This window comes from Vagococcus coleopterorum (assembly GCF_011303955.1).
In the GTDB taxonomy this organism is placed as follows: Bacteria; Bacillota; Bacilli; order Lactobacillales; family Vagococcaceae; genus Vagococcus_D; species Vagococcus_D coleopterorum.
On the sequence record NZ_CP049886.1, the window covers coordinates 469485 to 491565 of the forward strand.

Sequence of the window (22081 nt, forward strand, 5' to 3'; positions counted from 1 at the left end):
TTTTGAAAAAATATTTTACTGAGAAAGCTAAAGAAGTATTGATGATTGCCCAAGAGAAGACGGTCTCGTATAAACATAATGCTGTTGGTTCGGAACACTTATTATTAGGTTTAATAGAAGAACCAGATGGAATTGCAGGTAAAGTTTTACGTGAATCAGGATTAACAGCTTCTTTTGTACATGAAGAAATTGAAAAAATAATTGGCTATGGAACTGTTAAGGGCGTAGCTGGTTTTTTACCATACTCTCCCAGAACGCAAAAAATATTAGCTTTTGCAGGAGATGAAGCAAATCGATTAGGCGCACCAAATATTGGCACTGAACATATTCTTTTAGGTATCTTACGTGATCCTGATATTTTTGCTGCTAGAATTTTAAGTAATTTTGGGTTAGATATTGCTAAAACACGACAATATGTTTTAAAAAAAATAGGCGTAACTGAAAATAGAAATAGTAAAGTTGGCAAGCGAAATACTACACAGACGCCTAAGAATAATTCTTTAACACCAACCCTTGATTCTTTAGCTAGAGACCTTACTGAAATGGCTAGAAAAGAACAAATTGATCCGGTTGTTGGTCGAGATCAAGAAATTAAAAGGATCATTCAAGTTTTAAGTAGACGGACTAAAAATAATCCAGTATTAGTTGGTGAACCAGGTGTTGGTAAAACGGCTATTGCAGAAGGATTAGCTCAACATATTGTCTTAGGGAATGTACCGAATAATTTAGCGTCTAAACGGTTGATGATGTTAGATATGGGATCAATGGTTGCAGGAACTAAATATCGTGGTGAGTTTGAAGATCGTATGAAAAATATTATTGAAGAAATTTATCATGCAGGGAATGTTATTTTATTCATTGATGAACTACATACGGTAATAGGTGCTGGTGGTGCAGAAGGTGCGATTGACGCTGCTAATATTTTAAAACCCGCTTTAGCACGAGGAGAAGTTCAAACGATTGGTGCAACAACTAATAATGAATATCAAAAATATATTGAAAAAGATGCCGCGCTAGAACGCCGCTTTGCAAAGATAATGGTTGAAGAGCCTTCTGAAAATGAAGCCATTCAAATTTTAATGGGATTAAAATCTCGTTATGAGGAGCATCATCGTGTTGTCATTACAAAAGAAGCTATTGAGAATGCGGTATTTCTTTCTAAAAGATATTTACCAAGTAGACAATTGCCTGATAAAGCGATTGATTTACTAGATGAGGCGGCTGCGAAAGTTCGCATTAATAGTAAAGAAAAAGTTTCTCCAATTACCAAGTTAGAAGATAAGCTGAGTCAGATTAAACAAGATAAAAATAATGCTATTTTAAATCAAGATTTTGAACTTGCTGCAAGCATGAGGCTAAAAGAAAAAAATCAGATTAAGAAATTAGAAAGTGCGATAACTGAAGATGCTAATGCAAGTGAAATATTTGACGCTGAAGTAACATCTGAAGATATTGCTGAAGTTTTGTCAGAATGGACGGCAATCCCACTGAAGCAACTTGAAAAGAAAGATGCTAAAAAATTAATAGAATTAGAATCCGAACTACATAAACGTGTGGTTGGTCAGGAAGAAGCAGTTGTGGCTGTCTCAAAAGCAATTAGACGCAGTCGTAGTGGATTAAAAGATCCTAAACGGCCGATTGGTTCATTTATGTTCTTAGGGCCTACAGGTGTAGGTAAAACAGAATTAGCTAAAGCATTGGCAGAGGTAGTGTTTGGTTCTGAAGATGCATTGGTACGTGTAGATATGTCAGAATTTATGGAAAAACATAGCTCTAGTCGATTGGTTGGTTCTCCTCCGGGTTATGTAGGGTATGACGAGGGTGGACAGCTTTCTGAAAAAATCAGACAAAAACCATATTCTGTCATTCTTTTTGACGAAGTTGAGAAAGCACACCCAGATATTTTTAATATCTTATTACAGGTGTTGGATGATGGTTTCTTAACAGATTCTAAAGGTCGAAAAGTCGATTTTAGAAATACCATTATTATCATGACCTCAAATATTGGTGCTACAGCATTAAGAGAAGAGAAGTCAGTTGGTTTTAATACGGTGTCTGCAACTAATGATCATCGTGTAATGAGAGCTCGTGTACTAGAAGAATTAAAGAAAGCATTCCGTCCCGAGTTCTTAAATAGAATTGACGATAACATTGTCTTCCATTCATTGGGAGAAAAAGATTTAAGAAATATTATTAAGATTATGAGCCAACCAATAGTTTCTCGTTTAGCAGAGCAAGACATTAAGCTGATTATTACCAATAGTGCACTAGATGTTATTGCAAAAGAAGGCTTTGATCCTGAATACGGAGCTCGTCCCCTTAGACGTGCTCTTCAAAAAGAAGTTGAAGATCGCTTAAGTGATGCAATTTTAACAGGTGAGATTGTCTCTGGTGATAAAGTTACAATCGGTGCTAGAAAAGGTAGTATTACACAAACTGTCTCAGAAAAAACACTTGAAAAAGTGAAATAAACCATGTAAAATTTAAGTTAATAAAAAGAAAACTTGATAAGTTGGTAGGTGCAAAACCAAAGCTCCTACCAGCTTTTTGCGTTTTTTTGGAGAATTATAGGGAGGATATCAAAATGTCTATTGAAATTACTGCGACTGTTGAATCGTTGGATCAAGCGCAAAAACTACTTGATGCAGGTGTGGATACGATTTATTTTGGTGAAGAAACTTTTGGATTACGTATGCCAACCAATTTTTCAAGAAGAGAACTAAAAGAATTAGTTGATATGGCTCATGCGGCTGGTAAAAAAGCAACAATTGCTGTTAATGGAATCATGCATCCAGAAAAAATGCTACTTGTTCCAGAATTTTTAGATTACTTAGTTGAAATTAAAGTCGATCAAATTACAGTTGGTGATACAGGGGTTATTCATTTAATTAATAAAAATAATTTGCCATTACCATTTATTTACGATGCACACACATTGGTGACAAGCGCGCGACAAATTAATTTTTGGGGTAAGCGTGGTGCAATTGGTGCAGTCGTTGCTCGTGAGGTACCCTATTTAGAAATGAAAGATATGGCTAAAATCTTAAATGTTTTTGGAGAAGTGTTGGTTTATGGGGCAACGTGTATTCATCAATCTAAGCGTCCTTTGGTTGAGAACTTCTTTTCATATATCAAAAGTTCTGAAGAAGCTACTAAAGATCGTGGTCTGTTTATTTCAGAGCCTAAAAAAGATGAAACACATTATTCCGTTTATGAAGATAGTCACGGCACGCATATTTTTGCAGATAATGATGTTAACTTAATGAGCGAACTGTCTAAACTGGAAGAGATGTCATATAATCATTGGAAACTTGATGGGATTTATACTCCTGGAGAACAATTTGTGACGATTGCAAAATTATTTGTTGAAGCTAGAGATTTGATGAGTGCAGGGAAGTGGAATGATGTAGAAGCAACGCGCTTAAATGAGTTAGTGATTGCTAATCATCCGTCAGAACGTAGTCTAGATACGGGATTCTTCTTGATGGACCCAGATGAAGTAAAATAAGGAGGAACTAAAATGGATAAAACAACTTTAAAAAGACCTGAAGTTTTAGCTCCAGCTGGAACTTTAGAAAAATTAAAAACGGCCATTCATTATGGTGCAGATGCCGTTTATATCGGTGGAGATGCCTATGGCTTAAGAAGTCGAGCAGGTAATTTTAGTTTTGAAGAGATGGCTGAAGGGGTAGCATTTGCAAAAGAATACGATGCAAAAGTTTATGTTGCTGCTAATATGGTAACTCATGAAGGTGATGAGCAAGGTGCAGGTGAATTTTTCCGTACGTTACGCGATATCGGTATCAATGCAGTTATTGTATCCGATCCAGCCTTAATTGAAATATGTGCAACTGAAGCGCCTGGGTTGCCAATTCACTTGTCGACACAAGCATCAGCGACAAACTATGAGACGTTAGAATTTTGGAAAGAAGAAGGGTTAGAACGTGTTGTACTTGCTCGTGAAGTTTCTATGGAAGAAGTAGCAGCTATTCGTGCCAATACAGATATTGAAATTGAAGCTTTTATTCATGGAGCGATGTGTATTTCATATTCTGGTCGTTGTACATTGTCTAATCATATGTCACAAAGAGATGCTAACCGTGGAGGATGTTCACAATCTTGTCGGTGGAAATATGATCTGTTTGATATGCCTTACGCTGGAGAACATCGTTCATTGTTAACGAATGGAGAGATTGCGGATGAACCTTTTTCGATGAGTGCAGTTGATATGTCAATGATTGAGCATATACCTGATTTAATTCAAAATGGTGTTGATAGTTTTAAAATTGAAGGCCGTATGAAATCAATTCACTATGTCTCAACAGTGGCAAATGTTTATAAAAAAGCGGTTGATAGCTATATGGAAGATCCAGAAAACTATGAATGTAAACAAGAGTGGATCGATGAGTTATGGAAGGTTGCTCAACGTGAGTTAGCAACAGGGTTCTACTATCAAACACCTACTGAAGAAGAACAATTATTCGGAGAGCGACGTAAGATTCCAGTTTATAAGTTTATTGGTGAAGTTCTGTCATATGACGAAGAAACAAAAATCGCAACAATTCGCCAACGTAATCACTTCCGAGTTGGAGATGAAATTGAGTTTTACGGACCAGGATTCCATCATTTTGAGCAAACAGTTGAAGAAATGAAAAATGAGGATGGTGAAGAAATCGATCGTGCGCCAAATGCTATGATGATTTTAACGATGCCTGTTTTGGAGCCTGTACAACCTGGAGATATGATTCGCAAGAAAAAGTAGGTTATTTATCATTTTGAAATAGTGATAAAACCGTGATTTAGTGAGCATTACATTTTCTTTTTGTGAGATTTAGCTTATAATAGTCTAAGTAATAATAATTACAATTTAAATTATATAAATATGAAAAAGGAGGTTCTTTAAATGGGTATTTTAGAATTAGCTCGTTTTCAATTTGGGATGACAACCATTTTCCATTTCTTCTTTGTTCCAGTATCAATTGGACTTGGATTAGCCATCGCCATTATGGAAACGATGTACGCCGTTAAAAAAGAACAAGTTTATCGCGACATGTCCAAGTTTTGGGGTAAGATTTTCTTACTAAGCTTTGCAGTCGGAGTTGTAACAGGTATTATTCAGGAGTTCCAATTTGGAATGAACTGGTCTGATTATTCTCGTTTCATGGGAGATATTTTTGGAGCACCGCTTGCGGTTGAAGCTTTATTAGCATTCTTCATGGAATCAACATTTATTGGTATTTGGGCATTCACTTGGGATAAAGTAAGCCCTAAAGTTCATGCAATCTTTATGTGGTTTGTAGCAATTGGCTCGACATTATCAGCTTTATGGATTCTAGCAGCTAACTCATTCATGCAAAACCCTGTTGCAGATATCTTTACTTATAATGCAGAAACAAATCGTGCTGAATTAGTAAGTTTTGGTGCATTACTTAAAAACCCTCAATTATGGATGGAATTCCCACACGTTATTTTCGGAGCGATGGTTACCGGTGGTTTTATTATTGCTGGGATTTCAGCTTGGAAATTATTACGTAAAGAAGATACTATTTTCTTTAAAACATCAATGAAATTAGGTTTAATTTTAGGTTTAGTGTTCTCAGTAGCAACGATTGCTGTTGGGCATGCACAAACACAAGCAATTATTGAAGATCAACCAATGAAATTTGCTGCAACGGAAGGTATCTATGAAGATACACCAGACTTTGCACCTTGGAAAACGGTTGGGTTATTTGATGAAAAAAATCATAAAGAAGGTCCTTCAATTGAAATTCCAGGTATGTTAAGCATTCTTGGTAGCTCTCACGAAGGTAGCTTCAAAGGTATGAATACAATTAATAAAGAATTACAAGAAAAGTATGAAGTTGAAATGACAGAACGTTTTGGACCTGAAGAAGGTAAAAAATATGGTGAGATGGATTATTATGTTCCAACAACAGCATTATTCTGGAGCTTCCGTGTTATGGCTGGTTTTGGTTCATTAATGGCATTACTTTCAATTGTTGGTCTTTACTTATTAAGAAAAGGAACAATCGAAAAAATGAAATGGTTATTAGTCATCATTGCGTTATGTACATTCGCTCCATTTATTTCGAACACATCAGGTTGGTTAATTACTGAATTAGGCCGTTTCCCATGGACAGTTTACGGATTGTTTACAATTGGTGACAGCGTATCTCCTAATGTCACAGCGAACCAATTATTATTCTCAAACATTATGTACTTCTTTATCTTTGCTCTTTTAGGAGGCGTTATGGTCTTCTTAACTTATCGTACAGCTAAGTACGGTCCATATGCAGAGGAAAAAGAAATTGAAAATGTAGATCCATTATCAAAGGAGGCGTTCTAATATGAGTAACTTAGAATTATTATGGTTTGTATTAATCGCTGTCCTATTTATGGGATTCTTCATTCTTGAAGGATTTGACTTCGGTGTCGGTATGGCAACGAAACTAGTTGCTAAAAATCGCCATGAGCGTGACGTCTTAATTGAATCAATTGGACCTGTTTGGGATTCAAATGAAGTTTGGTTAATCACTGCAGGTGGTGCATTATTTGCTGCCTTTCCAGAATGGTATGCATCATTATTTAGTGGTTACTATATTGTTTTATTCTTAATTTTATTCGCGTTAATCTTACGTGGTGTATCATTTGAATTCCGTCATCACATGGAAACAGATCGCGGTCGTTCAATTTGGGAGTGGGCAACATTTATTGGTAGTACAGTAGCACCATTCTTATTTGGATTAATGTTTACAAGTTTAGTTCGCGGTATGCCAATGGATGCTGATAAAAATATTTTCGCGAGCTTTGGTGATTATGTTAATATCTTCTCTATTGTTGGTGGTATTGCTGTAACGTTAGTATGTTTCTTACAAGGATTAAATTACATTAGGTTAAAAACTGATGGGCCTGTTCGTGAGCGTGCTTTAAAAATGGCAAAACCTTTATACCCAGTTTTATTTGTTGGTTTAATTGCTTTTGCTGGTCTACTTTGGGCCAATACAGATTTCTTTGATAAACGTCCAATTTCAACATTAGCTATTTTAGTTGTGATTATTGCAGCAGCTGTATTAGCAATGTTTGGAACGTTTAAAGACAAAGAATTTATGTCATTTGTTGGTACAAGTGGTATTTTAGCTGGTATCGTTGTTCTATTATTCAATGGGATGTTCCCACGTGTGATGATTGGTTCAGAAGGACATCGTGATTTATTAATTACTGAAGCAGCAAGTACACCGTACACATTAAAAGTAATGACAATTATTACTTGTATCTTACTGCCAATCGTATTGGGGTACTTAGTGTGGACTTACTACATGTTTAGAAAGAGAATTAACTCAAAAAAAATCGAGGGATAATTTAAATGATTGATAAAAATATTTTGAAAATCAAAAAAATTAAACCTGTTTTAATTGGGCTTGCCGGACTTGCTGTCTTGCAGGCTCTTTTAATTATAGGTCAAGCATATTTTTTAGCTAAAGCTATTAGCAATTTATGGAATGGTGAGACAGTAACTTCTCAATTAATTAATGTAGGACTATTTTTTAGCTGTTTTATTTTGAGACAAGTTGGTAATTATGTTAAGGATAAAATGTTAGATACATTTGCCTATGAAGAGTCTCAAAAAATACGGCAACAATTACTTGAAAAAACATTTGCTCTAGGACCTAATTTTGTACAAAAAGAAGGAACCGGTAATATGGTAACAATGGCTATTGAAGGGATTAGCCAAGTTGAAGATTACTTCACTATTATTTTACCTAAGATTGTAAATATGATGATTATTCCGTGGGTGATTGTGGCGTTTGTTTTTACACAGGATTTACAATCAGGTTTCACTTTACTGATTGTCTTTCCAATCATTATTTTATTTATGATTATTTTAGGATATGCAGCCCGTGCTAAAGCTGATAGACAGTACGAAGGATATCAAATATTGAGCAATCATTTTATTGATTCTTTAAGAGGCTTAGAAACATTAAATCTTTTAGGTCTAAGTAAACGTTATGGTAAGAATGTTCATGATGTGAGTGAAAATTACCGTAAGGCGACGATGAGTACTTTGAAGATTGCTATTCTATCAACATTCGCATTAGATTTCTTTACAACATTATCAGTTGCAGTCATTGCTTTATTTTTAGGCTTGCGTTTAATTGATGGTGAAATGCTATTATTTCCAGCTTTAACAGTATTGATATTGGCGCCAGATTTCTTTTTACCAATTCGTGATTTTTCAAACGATTATCACGCAACCTTAAATGGAGGGAATACGTTAAAGAGTATCTATAATGTATTGGCTCAAAAAGAAACGGTTAGCGATAATTTAGCGAACCTGAGCGAATGGGAAACGGATTCCACATTATCTTTAAAAGACGTCAATGTAAGTTATAGTTCAGATATTAAATTTGATGCTCTTAAAGATATTACATTCGATTGGGAAGGATTTGGTAAAGTTGGTGTTGTTGGCCTATCGGGGTCTGGGAAATCAACGTTAATAAAATTGTTAGGCGGCTTCTTGAACCCAACAACAGATAGTACGGTAGCGGTAAACGGTATTAAGATGTCAACTTTAAATGATAAGAACTGGCAAAAACAACTATTTTATGTGCCGCAAGATCCATATATTTTTCATGGTAGCTTGCGTGATAATGTAGCATTTTATGTTCCTAGTGCAAGTGATGAAGAAATTATCGAGTCAATTGAAAAAGCTGGATTATTTGATGTCCTAGAGGCTTTACCAGAAGGGCTGAGCACCATCATTGGTGAAGGTGGACAAATGTTGAGCGGGGGACAATTACAGCGTGTAGCCATTGCCAGAGCTTTTTTAGATAATAGTAGAAAAATTTTATTATTTGATGAACCAACTGCGCATTTAGATATTGAAACAGAAGCGGAACTAAAAGAAACGATATTACCAATGTTTGATGAAAAATTAGTATTCTTTGCAACGCACCGTTTGCATTGGATGAAGGAAATGGATCATATTTTAGTTATGAAAGATGGTTCAATCGTTGAGCAAGGTAGTTATGATGAGCTAATGAATCATCCAAAGGGAGAATACCGTAAATTTGTTTCTGAGATTAAGGGAGGTGACCTAATTAATGACTAAAAAAAATGATACGCGTTTATTACTTTCAAAAAATGATACATGGGTTCGTCCTTATTTTAGAAAGTATCGTAAATTATTAATATTGGTTCTTTTCTTAGGTCTTCTAACATTTATATGTGGTAGTGCGTTAATGTTTACTTCAGGTTATTTGATAAGTAAATCAGCAACTCGACCAGAAAATATTTTACTAGTTTATGTTCCAATTGTTTTGACACGTGGGTTTGGGATAGGCCGTCCAGTGTTCAGGTATTTAGAACGTTTAGGGAGCCACAATTGGGTTTTAAAAATGACATCCGATATCCGTTTGAAACTTTACCGTTCATTGGAAACAAAAGCGAGTCAATCTAAATCTGAATTTCAAACAGGTAAAGTGCTTGGTATTCTAGCTGAAGATATTGAGCATATTCAAAATCTTTACTTAAGAACAATTTTCCCCATGTTAATTGGTTTATTACTTTATACTGTAATCATTATCGCATTTGGCTTTTTCTCAATCCCGTTTGCATTATTAATGCTGCTGATGATTGGTTTATTAATTTTAGTGATTCCTCTTATGTCGGTTTTATTTAATAGGGCTAATGTCTACCGTAGAAAAGAAGCTCGTCATATTCTTTATAATCAATTGACGGATTCAGTATTAGGTGTTGGTGATTGGCAATACAGTGGACGTCATGATGAGTTTTTAACGAGTTATAATGAATCGGAAGCTCAAGTACGTAAGGCGGAAGAGAAGTTAAATCGAAACAGTCGAATTCAAGATCTTGTGATTCAGGTTGTTTTTGGATTAATAGTTATTGCTATTTTTATTTGGGCGGGGAATTATTTCACCTCTAATGGTATGAATGGGGCTAATTTTATTGCCGCTTTTGTACTGGCAGTATTCCCATTAATGGATGCACTTGGACCTATCAGTCAAGGTGTGACAGAATTTCCTAACTATGAAGATTCAGCAGAACGTCTACATTCACTACCAAGTATTGATAGTGAGTTGGACACAATTAATCAACAAGCTGAAGAAGTATCTTCAACTTCAGGAAATGTATCATTCGAAAATGTATCGTTCAATTATGAAGGTTCAGAAAAAGTTATACTAAATAACTTAAATCTAGTTGTCGAATCTGGAAGCAAAATTGCTGTATTAGGTAAAAGCGGGACTGGGAAATCGACTTTAGCAAATTTACTACGCGGTGATTTAAAGCCTACGAGCGGTGTAATTAAAATTGATGAAAAAGATATTTCGACCATTAATGATATGTCGAAAGTTGTGGGTGTTGTAAATCAAAGACCACATCTATTTGACACAACGATAATGAATAATGTGAGATTAGGTAACGTCGCAGCGAGTGATGAAGAAGTGTTGGTAGCAATTCAGCAAGCTGGTTTACAATCTGTCATTGATCAATTACCTTTAGGGGCAGATACGAAAGTAGAAGAAGGTGGTAAGCGCTTCTCGGGTGGTGAGCAGCAACGTATTGCTTTAGCGCGAATACTACTTCAAGATGTTCCGATTGTTATTATTGATGAACCGACTATTGGCTTAGATCCGATTACGGAACGTCAATTACTTAAGACGATGTTTGATGTTCTTAAAGGAAAGACGGTCGTCTGGATTACACACCATTTGATGTCTATTGAGGAAGCTGATCGTGTCATTTTTCTTTCAGATGGTAAAATCATGATGAATGATACCCCTTTAAACTTACAAAAATCAAACACCCATTATCAAACACTATTAGCGTTAGATAATAATTAAAAAGCAGGACTCCTAAGAGTCCTGCTTTTTTAATCTTGTCTATTTAGTAATTTTTTAGTAACAGCTAAAAGAATCTCTTTTTCTTCAATATCAGCTAATTTTTGAATCTCACTGATTGCCTTTGAAGTATAACGCTCTGCAAGCTTTTGTGATTTCCCAATTCCGCCACAGTTTTTAACTAAAGTAACAATTTCTTGAATATCATCATTAGTTAAACTTGTTCCTTTTTGAAGAATTGTGAATTTTTCAGGAGCGGACTGCATTGCATAGATTAGAGGAAGTGTGTAATTCCCATTTTTTATGTCTTCTAACACAGGTTTATGTAATTCTTCAGATGTCGCAGTGAAATCTAAGATATCATCTTGAATCTGGAAGGCCATTCCAATATTATGCCCAATGCGTTGAGCCATCAATTGTGTTCGAAGAGAAGCACCACCCATTTTTGCACCTTCGTAACAGCTTAGCTGAAAGAGTTGAGCTGTTTTCCCTTGAACATGTTGTAGGTATTCTTTGGTTGTAATGTTAGGATTATTACGCAAATGAAGTTGATCTAGTTCACCAACCAATATTTTCTTCATATTTTTAGCATTTCGTTCTAATGTATCAGTATCTGTAGAAGCGGCTGCTAACAACTGGAAATAAACCGTAAATAAGAAATCACCAGCATAAACAGCAATATCTTTACCGTAGGTTGCTTGTATTGAAGGCAAATCACGCCTGACAGGTGATTCATCAATAATATCATCATGAACCAAAGTTGCAGCATGTAGAATTTCTAAAGAGGCAGCATATTGCATTTTTTTCGTTTCACTAGCAACATTATTGCCAAATTTAGTAAATAGTAAAAAATAGGCAGGTCGAAGCAACTTTCCTCCTGATTTAAAGAAAAGTTGTAAGGCAGCAGTCATTTCCTTGTTTCTGATTTTGACAGCTTGATTCATAGTTTTTTGAGTTGCTATTAGTTCTTTTTGAATGTTAGGATAGTTATCCCATAATGAGTGAATCGCCATTTTCGGCCTCCTGCTTAATATCTTTACACTATTTCCAATTTAGCTTAAAATGAAGGTCGTGTCAAACAGTTGAGCTAGTATTTACAAGTGATAGCCGTCTGTTTTATAAAATTATGATTGTCTCAAGAAAGAAGGCTAGTTATGACTTTTAAAATATTTTTTGAACTTATAGAATTAAAAGCAAAGGCTGCCAGTGTCTTTCCTTTTATTTTAGGTATGGCGTACAGTTGGTTTCATTTTAAACAAGTTAATGTCGGTTATATGATAATCTTTTTTATCGCGATGTTTTTATTTAATATGGCAGTTGATATTTTAGATAATTATATGGATTATCACAATGCTACAGAGGATCATGATTATAAAGATAAGACTAATATAATTGGACGAGAAAATTTATCTTTGCCCGTTATTAGGTTAATGATTATCGGATTAATTGGAATTTCTTCGGCTATAGGAATATGGTTAGCAGCGCAAACAAGTTGGGTGATTTTATCGCTGGGAATCATTAGTTATGCTATTGGAATTTTGTATTCAGCTGGTCCAATTCCGCTATCATCATTACCGGTAGGTGAGATTGCGTCAGGAGTTGCAATGGGTTATTTAATCCCATTGATTTGTGTGTATTTAAATATTTACGATGTTCAGGAGTTCAACCTAAACTTTATGATCAAGGTTCTCTTAATGTCGATTCCAGCGATGTTTTATATCGCTAATCTCATGTTAGCTAATAATACTTGTGATTTAGAAGAAGATATCTTGAATAATCGGTATACATTAGTTTATTATCTCGGTAAGGATAAGTCATTGAAGTTATTTTCATTTTTGGCATACAGTCCGTTTATGATAATTTTATTGTTAATTATGACGGAAATAGCCCCGATTACCATTATCTTTACTTTGGCGATATTACCGTTTATTGTAAAAAATACCAGTCGTTTTTTAATGTCCCAAGATAAAGAGAAGACTTTCCCACTAGCGATTAAGAATTTAATCATAATGATGGTCGTTTATTCTGTATTATTTGTTATCGGAAGTGTCCTTTAAGTTTCAAAAACCGACATATTATATGGCGGTTTTTTTGTTGATTAGTTGCATAAAAAATGTAATTATTGTATGATTAACACATGAAAATATTATCATACGTATTTATCAAATGGAGAATTAATGAAAGAAGGGTATGTCATGTCAAACAATCATGAAGTAGAAGTAGTTTCAACAGAACACGGAGAAAGAGAGCATGATCACGGTAAGTTGCCAGTTATTTTATTTTTTGCTGGTTTAGCGCTGTTTATTATTGCGTTTGTGTTGCATGCAGGTATTTTAAAAAATACATTATTTTTATTCTCAATGTTATTATCTGGGTACCATATCATTGAAGAAGGTGTTATCGATACGATTACAGCCACAAAATCAAAAGGTAAGTTCACACCCAATGTACATATTTTAATGACTTTAGCAGCAATTGGTGCGATGTTTATTGGTGATTTTCAAGAAGGTGCGTTATTAATTGTTATCTTTGCAGGAGCCCACTTCCTAGAAGAGTATGCTGAAGGTAAAAGTAAGCGTGAAATTACTAACTTATTAAAAATGAATCCTACTGAAGCGAGATTGATCAAATCTGATGGGACAGTTGAACTTGTTGAGGTAGCGTCATTAAGTATTGGTGATCAATTAAAAGTTTTAAATGGTGATCAAATTCCAACAGATGGTGTTTTAGTTTCAGGTCAGAGTACAGTTGATGAATCAGCAATTAACGGGGAAAGTATGCCTGCTGAAAAAACTGCTGGTGATGAGGTTTTTGGTAGCACAATTAATGGTAATGGTTCATTTGTGATGGAAGTGACAAAAGATTCGAAAGATACTTTATTTGCTAAAATTTTACAAATGGTTAACCAGTCGCAATCTAATATGACTAAAACAGCAACAAAAATTCAAAAAATTGAACCTATTTATGTTAAAACCGTTTTAATTTTAGTTCCACTATTTATCCTAGCAGGTTATTTCTTTCTGGGATGGGATTTCAGAGAGAGCTTTTACCGCGGTATGGTCTTCTTGACGGTTGCTTCACCGTGCGCTCTTGCAGCAAGTGCTGTACCAGCAACATTATCTGCTGTATCTAATTTGGCTAAACGCGGAGTATTATTCAAAGGTGGTTCATATTTATCTAACTTATCAGATGTTCAAGGGATTGCTTTTGATAAAACTGGTACTTTAACTGAAGGCAAGCCTAAAGTGACGGATGCTTTCTTTGACGATAATCACGCGGCACAAAAAGATAAATATATAGATGTGATTGTTGCAATGGAAAAAACAGCAAATCATCCTCTAGCCGACGCTATCTTAGCTCATTTTGAAGCAACAACTAAATTATCAGTGAGCGTTGAAAATGAATTAGGAAAAGGGTTAGTTGGTAAATTTGAAGAAAAAACATACAGAATTGGAAAACCAGAAACATTTACAAATACACCTGAACAAGTGAAAGTTTTAAATGAACAATATGCTACTGAAGGAAAAACTGTTGTCTATTTTTCAGTAGATGAAGAAGTAGTTGGTTTAATCGCTATGATGGATGTCCCTAATGAAAATGCTAAAGGTGTTATTGAATACTTGAAAGCTCAGGGTGTTCACACAACGATGATTACAGGTGATTCCGAAAGAACGGGTCAAGCCGTCGGTAAACAACTTGGAATGGATGAAATTGTCGGTAATGTACTTCCGGAAAATAAAGCGGCAATCGTTGAAGAACAACAAGAGAAATACGGTATTATTGCGATGCTAGGTGATGGAGTGAATGATGCGCCAGCCTTAGTAAAAGCTGATATCGGTATCGCTATGGGTGACGGAACAGATGTTGCGATAGATGTTGCAGATGCTGTATTAATGCAAAATGATTTAACTAAGATTAGTTATGCTCATAAAGTTGCTAAAAAATTAGATAAGATTGTATGGCAAAACATCTACTTCTCTTTAGCGGTAATCATATTATTAGTAGTTCTTAATATATTTGGTAGAATGGACTTACCTTTAGGTGTTATTGCTCATGAAGGAAGTACAATTTTAGTTATTTTAAATGGTCTTCGCTTGCTGTTGCCTATTAAGGAATAGCTAGGAAAAGAAAAAGAACAGCCTTGAGGCTGTTCTTTTTTAATAGCTAATAATCATATCATCGTCGTCATCAAGTGGAACGCCTTTAATTTCGACTACTAATCTATGTGGCAAACAGACGCTTGTTTGTCCAGGCTTACTAATCCAACCAGTATTTACAGCTACCTGATCAGGACTATTATCTTCTTTCACGCGGATGCGTGTGCCTTCCAATTCGATAATATTATATTGTTTTCCTTTTGGGTGGTAAGTTATTTCTTTGTGTGGTGTGTGCGCATTTAAAATGAATTCATCAATGGGTTTGCCATCGATAGAAACAATGGCAGTAGTTTCATCAGTTTTTAAACTATAATTACCTTGGCTATAAGCAAAAATGCCATAGGGTAGAAAGGATAAAATAATCAAGGATATAATAATAACGCCATCAAACAACTTAAATTGTTTTTTTATCTCAGACCAGAACATTAATTAACCCTTCTTTCTACTTAGTTGTACATATAAAATAGATTACCTATTTTCACCTGATTAGTCAATATTAGATAATTTGTAAATATTTAAGATGGGTTTGCCCGAATCTTCTTGTTAATAGCTATTGTAGTCATGTTTCTAGCCGAACAGAGAAGGGTGGTTTGTTTGTGAAAAAAATTGTATGGTTGATACCATGTTTTATATTTCTTGTTTATCAAAATGTGATGATAGTTCAAGCAAGAAGTGATGATAATGTTGAGATGAAGTCTGAACTAACGGGAAAGCAAAATGATTTTATAGTCAAGATTGCAAGTTTAATTTCCAATCAAGCTCAAGAAAATGATTTATTTGCTTCAATTATGATTGCTCAAGCAATTCTTGCAACAAGTTATGGAGAAAGTTACCTAGCAAATACTGATGTGAATAATATTTTTGGATTGAAGCAGAACTTTACGGACTCGGTGATGGAAGTAAGTTGTTTTCAAGTGTTCAATTCCCCAGAAGAAGGAATTAAAGCTTATGTTAATTTAATGAATAAAGGAATTACTGCGGAAGAAAATTATTATAAATCAACTCACCGAAATATTTCTAAAACATATGAAGAAGTTGCAGATATACTAACATATCGTTTTGCTAGTGATCCGTTGTATGGTGAGAAATTAAAATATTTAATTAATGAATTAAATTTAACGAAGTATGATCGTTCAATTAAAATAAAAGGTAAAAGTGACGTGGAGAACCAAGATATAACGGTACAAACCCAAATTGTTATGGAAGCGCGTGACTGTATTGGAATACCTTATATTTGGGGCGGGACAAATCCGGACGGGTTTGATTGTTCTGGCTTAGTACAATATGTTTTTGCGAATAATGGTGTTATATTACCGCGCGTGACAACAGATCAAGAAAAATGTGGAAAAGAAGTAGAGCTTTCCGATATTGAGATTGGTGATTTATTATTTTGGGGTCAGAAAGGAGTAAGTTATCATGTTGCAATTTATTCAGGCGATGGTAACATGATCATGGCACCAGAGCCGGAAGATGTTGTGAAAGAGATGCCAGTGTCTTTATTTCAACCGGATTTCGCAAGGCGTATAATATAAAAACAGCGCCCATTAAAAAGCACTGTTTTTATTTAATCATTATAATTTCTTGGTTGTCTGGATCAATTTCTTCAGTTAATTTAAATCCAAATGATTTATAGAGATTGATGGCAAAATTATTTGATCTATGGACACTAAGGAGTATTTTTTTATCAGGATATTCAGTAGAAATATAATTAAGAATTAATGCTAAACTATTTTTGCCATACTTCTTACCTTGATATCGATAATCAATCATAAAACGATCTAGCCAAATAGTGCCAGGTTTCTCATCTAAAGCACCAATCATCGTAAAGCCAATTGGTATGTTTTCAGCATAAATTGCAAGAGGTTGCCATTCTAAATGAGTATCAAAAGCTGCTTCAAGTAAGCAGTCTTTGTTGCTCTCAATCATATGAATTTGTTCTTTTGAAACGGATAAGGATGCCACTGTCCTCCAATTACTTGAATCGATGGCTATCAAGCTAATATTATTCATTATGTAAATTGCTCCTTTACCTTAGTTTAACATAGTTACGATTTTTATAATAAATAAGCAAGCTGCTTTCTTTTTAGAGTTAACTGTCCTAAAATAGTATTATTCACTAGGAGAATGAGGTGCAGAATGAAGGTAATCGTGACAGCGGGAGGAACAACTGAAAAAATTGATGACGTAAGAGGGATAAATAATTTTTCTACGGGTCGATTAGGTAGTTTAATAGCAGACGAATTTGCCAGTTCAGGTATTACGGAAGTTATCTATATTCATGGACTTCATGCGCATATGCCTGATAATAGTGCGGTCCGTTCGATCGGAGTAGAATCTGCGAGAGATCTCGCTTATCAATTAGAAAAACTTATTAAGGTAGAAAGAATTTCTGTAGTAGTTCACAGTATGGCAGTAAGTGATTACTTTGCAAATGGAGTTATCACAGATGAACAAGTGGATGAATATATCCAAAAGAAAAATCCAACAACGTCTTCATTTTGGCGGTTATTTTCTAAAAATGAAACAAAAGGCAAAAAAATGAGTTCGAGCAGTGAAGATATTATTGTTAGGCTCTCGAAAAATCCCAAAATAATCTCTAAAATAAAATTATGGGATCCTAATGTTTTGTTAGTGGGATTTAAATTGCTAGTTAATGTCAAAAAGGAAGAACTATTGAGTGTTGCAAAAAAAACGCTATCTAAAAATGATTGTCAGTTTGTGCTCGCCAATGACAAATCTTTAATATCAGGGGATAATCATCAAGCAATCCTACTTAATAGTGAAGGTATAGTAGAAGAATATAAAACCAAACAAGCGATCGCTCAAGGTATTGTTAAAGCGGTATTAAAGGAGAAAGAAAAATGAAAAATAAAACAATCGTATTAGGTGTTAGTGCAAGTGTCGCGGCTTATAAATCCGCTCAATTGGTATCAGAGTTTAAGAAAAAAGGAATCACAGTACATGTTGTCATGACAAAGAATAGTACAGAGTTTATTACGCCATTAACGATGCAAGTTTTATCGGGAAATCCCGTGCATACAGATACAATGAAAGAAGCTGCTGCGGATAAAGTAAATCATATTGCGTTAGCCCAAAATTGTGACTTAGTACTGATTGCGCCAGCAACTGCTAATATTATTGGTAAACTTTCTAATGGAATTGCAGATGATATGTTAACGACCGTTTGTATGGCAGTCCCAATTGATACACCTAAAATTATTGCCCCTGCAATGAATACTAAGATGTATGAACAGCCAGTGACAGTAGATAATTTAAATAAATTAAAATCGTATGGTTATGAAGAAATTAAACCGATTTCTGAAATGCTAGCCTGTGGAGATGTTGGTATAGGTGCGTTAGCTCCAGTAACCGAAATTGTTGATTATGTTGTCGATAAACTGTCGATTCAAAACGCTTAAAATACTCTTTTAAAGAGTATTTTTCTTTTATAGAGCGGTATTTTATTACAAAACCTTGTTATATAGCGTTCTTTGTAATGAATTGTAATCAAATTGTTACATTCGGAGCATGGAGATACAGTATAATGAGATAGTTAGAAGAGATGAGATTAGAAGAGAAAGCGTAGGGTGTGAGGTGCGATGACTATTAAAAAGGCAACTTATCTTATGATAATGACACTGTTCATAGCAATGGTTTTCCCAGCTCAAATGTTGGCGGAGCCAATTGGTAACATATCAAAAAAAGAAGCTAAAGCACAAGAAACTGCAGAAGAAATATCCACGGATATTGATTTATTAGTTTCAAATATAAATGGAAAATATCAAAAGCTTGCTAAATTAGATGAAAAGATTTCTGATTCAGAACAAGAAATTAAAAAAACTAAAGTTTCAATTGAAGAAACGCAAACAAATATTGATAAAAGAATGGACGTTGTTGGAGAACAACTTCAAACGTTACAATTACAATCAGTAGGGACAACAAAATTCGGTACATTGTTATCGGCAAATAGTTTTAATGATTTCTTTAATAGAATGTATGCTATATCAGTTTTAGGTTCAGCACAAAAAGAAAAAATTGAAACGCTAGATCAAGATCGAGTTAAATTAGAAAATCTTGAAAAAGACTTAACAATAACTAAGACGAAGCTTGAAGAACAAAAAGACGAAGCCAAAACTGAAGAAGACGGTTTAGACGATCAACTTAGTGGTCTTCAAAGTAAGTTGGCAGTAAATGGTGATTTACTTCAAAAATATGCTCGTGAACGCGTTGAAAAAGAAAATAAAAAACGTGAAGAAGCAATTAAAAAAGCAGAAGAAAATAACGGGAAAGGTAGTAAAGATAAAGGAAAAGATAAAGGAAAAGATAAAGAGAAGCCTTTACCCGAGCCCACACCATTGCCTGAGGAAGAACCAGAAACACCAGGTAGTATTATGACCGGTCAAGCTACAGCGTATATAGCAACAGGTAATAAGACAGCAACTGGGACAGTTCCTGGTGTACATCGTACCATTGCGGTAGACCCTAGCGTGATTCCTTTGGGATCATCAGTTATGATTATTGTTCCGGGAGCGCCTGCTTATTCTGGCGTATACATTGCTGAAGATACAGGTGGAGTGGTTCACGGGAATATTATTGATATTTTTGTTGGCAGTCAAGACGAAGCAGTTGATTTCGGAAGACAATCAATTCAATTCCAAATTCTATAAAAACCTACTGAGATTTTTTTCAGTAGGTTTTTAGTTTGATTCATTTGCTTTCTTAAAACTAGGCTCGTATACTTGATATTAGAAGATTTAGGAGGCTATTTAAGATGATTAGAAAAGCAAAAATAGAAGATCGAGATCAGGTTATTCCTTTAATTATGGTCATATTAGAAGATATGGAATTACCATTCTTAAAAAAATATGGCTACGATAAAGTAGTGGAAGTACTGAAAGCGGGTTTTGAAGATGATACTTTCCGATATAGCTATAAGCGAGCAATCGTTGATGAACTTGAGGGAAATGTTGCTGGGATGGCTTATGGATACAATGAGTCAGAAGAAGCGATTGTTGATTTGCCGTTAAAGAAAATTTTCCCTGAAATTGGGATAGACGCTTCAGAACAGATGTTTACCGATAAAGAAGCGTTTCCGAACGAATGGTATTTAGATAGTATTTCAGTAAGAGAAGATCAACGTGGACGAGGAGTAGGTGCAAGGTTGTTAAACGCACTACCTGAGTTTGCAAAAAGCCAAGGGGCCTCTCGTTTAGGATTAAGTGTGGACGATGGCAATCCAAGAGCTAAAAAACTTTATATGCGTGAAGGATTTTCTGAAATAGGTCGTAAGACAATTAGTGGTCATTTGTATGATCACATGCAAAAAGAAATATAAAAAACAGCCTTAGGGCTGTTTTTATTTGCACATTTTTAAAATGGCTTTAGCAACACCATGATCTACATTAGTATCAGTTTCGTATTGCGCAATTTCTTTAGTTTTGGTTGCAGCATTAGCCATCGCAAAACTATGTGGAGTAATGGCTAACATACTCAAATCATTTAAATTATCACCAAGTGTCATAATCTTTTCTAACGGGATATTAAGTGATTGGGCATAACGTGTTACGGCTTTACCTTTTTGTGCATCAATATGATTAACTTCAAAGTTACCAACAAAAGATGATGTTACTGAAATATCACGTTGATTTGAGATTTCTTCTTGAGCCTGAATAAATTGTCCGGGATTATTATATGAAAAGACAATAAATTTTAGAATTTTAATGTTTGTATTATCCAATAAATCATTGTAGTTTGCAATAAAATTAACAGGTAATTGTTCTAAATGTTCTGGTGCAAAGGCACGAGCAGATTCCTCAGTATAGTTGTCATAATGGTTAAGTAATAGCTGTACGGCGTTCTCCTTACGTTCTTTTTCACCAATTGAGTAAACACCGTGTGTAGTAGCAATTTCAAAATATAGCTCGGCTTTAGTTAGGGTTTCAATAATTTGTTTTGTTTGATTTTTATCAAGTGCGAAAGTGAATAATTCCTGTCCTTCTTTATCAAAAGCTTGTGCGCCATTTACGGTAATCATGGGGCATTTAATTCCAACTTCAGATAATACGGGTTGAGCTTCAGTGTGGCTACGCCCTGTAGCTACTAAGAAGTGAACTCCTTGTTTTTGGGCAAGTTTGACTGCGGCAGCATTTTCAGTTGATATCTTCATATCGTTATTTAAAAGCGTTCCATCCATATCAGATGCAATTAATTCAATCATGGTAAACCTCCAGTTATAATAAAGATAAGAATAGTATATCACAGAACTGATATGAGCTTGTGGGTGTTGCGATATTTTAGTATTCTTAAAAGGAGGATGTGATGAGATGGAATTATCAAATAAGTGGCGTGAAAAATTAAACCTTGAATTTGAAAAAGACTACTATAAAGAGCTTGAAAAATTTCTTGAAAAAGAATATAAAAATGAGTTGATTTATCCGACAAAAGAAAATTTATATTCGGCATTTATTTTGACGGACTTTGATGATGTAAAAGTTGTGATTTTGGGACAAGATCCTTATCATGGACCAAACCAAGCTCATGGTTTGAGTTTTTCTGTGTTACCAGGAAATAAGGTGCCTCCATCATTAGCGAATATGTATAAAGAATTGGCATCAGATTTAGGGATCCAGCCAGTTAAACATGGGTACTTAAAATCTTGGGCGGAACAAGGTGTATTGTTATTAAACACTGTTTTAACGGTTAGAGACGGGCAGCCTAATTCACATAAAGGAAAAGGCTGGGAACAATTCACTGATAAAGCCATTGAGGTTCTTAACGAGAGGGAGGAACCTATTATCTTTATTTTGTGGGGAAAGCCGGCTCAATCAAAGACAGCATTGATTACTAATGATCAACATCATATTATTGAAGCTCCACACCCAAGCCCATTAGCCGCATATCGAGGTTTTTTTGGAAGTAAGCCATACTCTAAGACAAATCAATTATTAAAAGAGATGGGTCAAAGTGAAATTAATTGGGAGTTGCCAGAAATAGTGTAATCAATACTTCCTGTTAAGATGCTTAAAATCTTGCCATATAAGAATTAAAATCTGTTATTTTGCTAGT

Annotated in this window: 19 protein-coding genes; 15 read left to right on the forward strand and 4 right to left on the reverse strand. The window is 34.8% G+C overall.

What is annotated here, in order from left to right; all coding sequences use genetic code 11:
• The first annotated feature begins 2 nt into the window (after positions 1-2).
• The 7 genes from G7081_RS02375 to cydC all read left to right on the forward strand — a co-directional run bounded on the left by G7081_RS02375 (position 3) and on the right by cydC (position 10862).
• Positions 3-2471 (forward strand): ATP-dependent Clp protease ATP-binding subunit, encoded by a 2469-nt coding sequence (locus tag G7081_RS02375; RefSeq protein ID WP_166007080.1) that lies wholly within the window; start codon positions 3-5, stop codon positions 2469-2471.
• A gap of 113 nt (positions 2472-2584) precedes the next feature.
• On the forward strand, positions 2585-3508 hold the full coding sequence (locus tag G7081_RS02380) for a peptidase U32 family protein (protein WP_166007082.1): 924 nt from the start codon (positions 2585-2587) through the stop codon (positions 3506-3508).
• A gap of 12 nt (positions 3509-3520) precedes the next feature.
• Positions 3521-4762: a peptidase U32 family protein gene (locus tag G7081_RS02385; protein WP_166007084.1), complete on the forward strand. Its 1242-nt coding sequence runs from the start codon at positions 3521-3523 to the stop codon at positions 4760-4762.
• A 141-nt stretch (positions 4763-4903) separates the two neighbouring features.
• Entirely contained in the window at positions 4904-6346 is a 1443-nt protein-coding gene (locus tag G7081_RS02390) for a cytochrome ubiquinol oxidase subunit I (protein WP_166007086.1), read from the forward strand.
• Between the two features lies 1 nt (position 6347).
• Positions 6348-7358, forward strand: coding sequence for a cytochrome d ubiquinol oxidase subunit II (gene cydB / locus G7081_RS02395; RefSeq protein ID WP_166007088.1), 1011 nt, complete (start codon positions 6348-6350; stop codon positions 7356-7358).
• A 5-nt stretch (positions 7359-7363) separates the two neighbouring features.
• Positions 7364-9109, forward strand: a complete 1746-nt coding sequence (cydD, locus tag G7081_RS02400) for a thiol reductant ABC exporter subunit CydD (RefSeq protein ID WP_166007090.1) — start codon at positions 7364-7366, stop codon at positions 9107-9109.
• On the forward strand, positions 9102-10862 hold the full coding sequence (cydC, locus tag G7081_RS02405) for a thiol reductant ABC exporter subunit CydC (RefSeq protein WP_166007093.1): 1761 nt from the start codon (positions 9102-9104) through the stop codon (positions 10860-10862). The genes cydD and cydC overlap by 8 nt, the downstream gene beginning before the upstream one ends.
• A gap of 29 nt (positions 10863-10891) precedes the next feature.
• Here the strand turns inward: cydC and G7081_RS02410 are convergent, their stop codons facing one another.
• Positions 10892-11872: a polyprenyl synthetase family protein gene (locus tag G7081_RS02410; protein WP_166007094.1), complete on the reverse strand. Its 981-nt coding sequence runs from the start codon at positions 11870-11872 to the stop codon at positions 10892-10894.
• Between the two features lie 141 nt (positions 11873-12013).
• Between G7081_RS02410 and G7081_RS02415 the strand changes: the two genes are divergently transcribed.
• Positions 12014-12916, forward strand: a complete 903-nt coding sequence (locus G7081_RS02415) for a prenyltransferase (RefSeq protein ID WP_166007096.1) — start codon at positions 12014-12016, stop codon at positions 12914-12916.
• Between the two features lie 138 nt (positions 12917-13054).
• Positions 13055-14977 carry a heavy metal translocating P-type ATPase gene (locus tag G7081_RS02420; protein WP_202982270.1) on the forward strand — a complete coding sequence of 641 codons (1923 nt, stop codon included), beginning with the start codon at positions 13055-13057 and terminating at the stop codon, positions 14975-14977.
• A gap of 39 nt (positions 14978-15016) precedes the next feature.
• Here G7081_RS02420 and G7081_RS02425 read toward each other — a convergent pair whose 3' ends face one another.
• Complete coding sequence (locus G7081_RS02425) at positions 15017-15442, reverse strand: NusG domain II-containing protein (RefSeq protein ID WP_166007100.1); 426 nt, start codon at positions 15440-15442, stop codon at positions 15017-15019.
• A gap of 170 nt (positions 15443-15612) precedes the next feature.
• Here G7081_RS02425 and G7081_RS02430 point away from each other — a divergent pair, with 170 nt between their 5' ends.
• Entirely contained in the window at positions 15613-16548 is a 936-nt protein-coding gene (locus G7081_RS02430; protein WP_238786655.1) for a C40 family peptidase, read from the forward strand.
• Between the two features lie 28 nt (positions 16549-16576).
• Here the strand turns inward: G7081_RS02430 and G7081_RS02435 are convergent, their stop codons facing one another.
• Entirely contained in the window at positions 16577-16978 is a 402-nt protein-coding gene (locus tag G7081_RS02435) for a GNAT family N-acetyltransferase (RefSeq protein WP_166007105.1), read from the reverse strand.
• Between the two features lie 174 nt (positions 16979-17152).
• Between G7081_RS02435 and G7081_RS02440 the strand changes: the two genes are divergently transcribed.
• The 4 genes from G7081_RS02440 (at position 17153) to G7081_RS02455 (ending at position 20351) form a co-directional block, all read left to right on the forward strand.
• Positions 17153-17881, forward strand: a complete 729-nt coding sequence (locus G7081_RS02440) for a phosphopantothenoylcysteine decarboxylase domain-containing protein (protein ID WP_166007107.1) — start codon at positions 17153-17155, stop codon at positions 17879-17881.
• The gene (locus G7081_RS02445) at positions 17878-18435 is read left to right on the forward strand and encodes a flavoprotein (protein WP_166007108.1); all 558 of its coding nucleotides are present in this window, start codon (positions 17878-17880) and stop codon (positions 18433-18435) included. The genes G7081_RS02440 and G7081_RS02445 overlap by 4 nt, the downstream gene beginning before the upstream one ends.
• A 180-nt stretch (positions 18436-18615) precedes the next feature.
• Positions 18616-19683, forward strand: a complete 1068-nt coding sequence (locus G7081_RS02450) for a coiled-coil domain-containing protein (protein WP_166007111.1) — start codon at positions 18616-18618, stop codon at positions 19681-19683.
• A gap of 104 nt (positions 19684-19787) precedes the next feature.
• Positions 19788-20351, forward strand: a complete 564-nt coding sequence (locus G7081_RS02455; RefSeq protein ID WP_166007113.1) for a GNAT family N-acetyltransferase — start codon at positions 19788-19790, stop codon at positions 20349-20351.
• A gap of 21 nt (positions 20352-20372) precedes the next feature.
• Here the strand turns inward: G7081_RS02455 and G7081_RS02460 are convergent, their stop codons facing one another.
• Positions 20373-21233: a Cof-type HAD-IIB family hydrolase gene (locus G7081_RS02460; RefSeq protein WP_166007115.1), complete on the reverse strand. Its 861-nt coding sequence runs from the start codon at positions 21231-21233 to the stop codon at positions 20373-20375.
• Between the two features lie 106 nt (positions 21234-21339).
• Between G7081_RS02460 and G7081_RS02465 the strand changes: the two genes are divergently transcribed.
• A complete protein-coding gene (locus G7081_RS02465) occupies positions 21340-22014 on the forward strand; it encodes a uracil-DNA glycosylase (protein WP_166007117.1) in 675 nt (224 codons plus the stop codon).
• Positions 22015-22081: the final 67 nt, after the last annotated feature.

What these genes read in the sequence shown, in the direction of transcription:
- G7081_RS02380 (WP_166007082.1), top strand. Translation starts at nt 2,585, where the DNA reads ATGTCTATTGAAATTACTGCGACTGTTGAATCGTTGGATCAAGCGCAA.
- G7081_RS02385 (WP_166007084.1), top strand. Translation starts at nt 3,521, where the DNA reads ATGGATAAAACAACTTTAAAAAGACCTGAAGTTTTAGCTCCAGCTGGA.
- G7081_RS02390 (WP_166007086.1), top strand. Translation starts at nt 4,904, where the DNA reads ATGGGTATTTTAGAATTAGCTCGTTTTCAATTTGGGATGACAACCATT.
- cydB (WP_166007088.1), top strand. Translation starts at nt 6,348, where the DNA reads ATGAGTAACTTAGAATTATTATGGTTTGTATTAATCGCTGTCCTATTT.
- cydD (WP_166007090.1), top strand. Translation starts at nt 7,364, where the DNA reads ATGATTGATAAAAATATTTTGAAAATCAAAAAAATTAAACCTGTTTTA.
- cydC (WP_166007093.1), top strand. Translation starts at nt 9,102, where the DNA reads ATGACTAAAAAAAATGATACGCGTTTATTACTTTCAAAAAATGATACA.
- G7081_RS02410 (WP_166007094.1), bottom strand. Translation starts at nt 11,872, where the DNA reads ATGGCGATTCACTCATTATGGGATAACTATCCTAACATTCAAAAAGAA.
- G7081_RS02415 (WP_166007096.1), top strand. Translation starts at nt 12,014, where the DNA reads ATGACTTTTAAAATATTTTTTGAACTTATAGAATTAAAAGCAAAGGCT.
- G7081_RS02420 (WP_202982270.1), top strand. Translation starts at nt 13,055, where the DNA reads ATGTCAAACAATCATGAAGTAGAAGTAGTTTCAACAGAACACGGAGAA.
- G7081_RS02425 (WP_166007100.1), bottom strand. Translation starts at nt 15,442, where the DNA reads ATGTTCTGGTCTGAGATAAAAAAACAATTTAAGTTGTTTGATGGCGTT.
- G7081_RS02440 (WP_166007107.1), top strand. Translation starts at nt 17,153, where the DNA reads ATGAAGGTAATCGTGACAGCGGGAGGAACAACTGAAAAAATTGATGAC.
- G7081_RS02445 (WP_166007108.1), top strand. Translation starts at nt 17,878, where the DNA reads ATGAAAAATAAAACAATCGTATTAGGTGTTAGTGCAAGTGTCGCGGCT.
- G7081_RS02450 (WP_166007111.1), top strand. Translation starts at nt 18,616, where the DNA reads ATGACTATTAAAAAGGCAACTTATCTTATGATAATGACACTGTTCATA.
- G7081_RS02455 (WP_166007113.1), top strand. Translation starts at nt 19,788, where the DNA reads ATGATTAGAAAAGCAAAAATAGAAGATCGAGATCAGGTTATTCCTTTA.
- G7081_RS02460 (WP_166007115.1), bottom strand. Translation starts at nt 21,233, where the DNA reads ATGATTGAATTAATTGCATCTGATATGGATGGAACGCTTTTAAATAAC.
- G7081_RS02465 (WP_166007117.1), top strand. Translation starts at nt 21,340, where the DNA reads ATGGAATTATCAAATAAGTGGCGTGAAAAATTAAACCTTGAATTTGAA.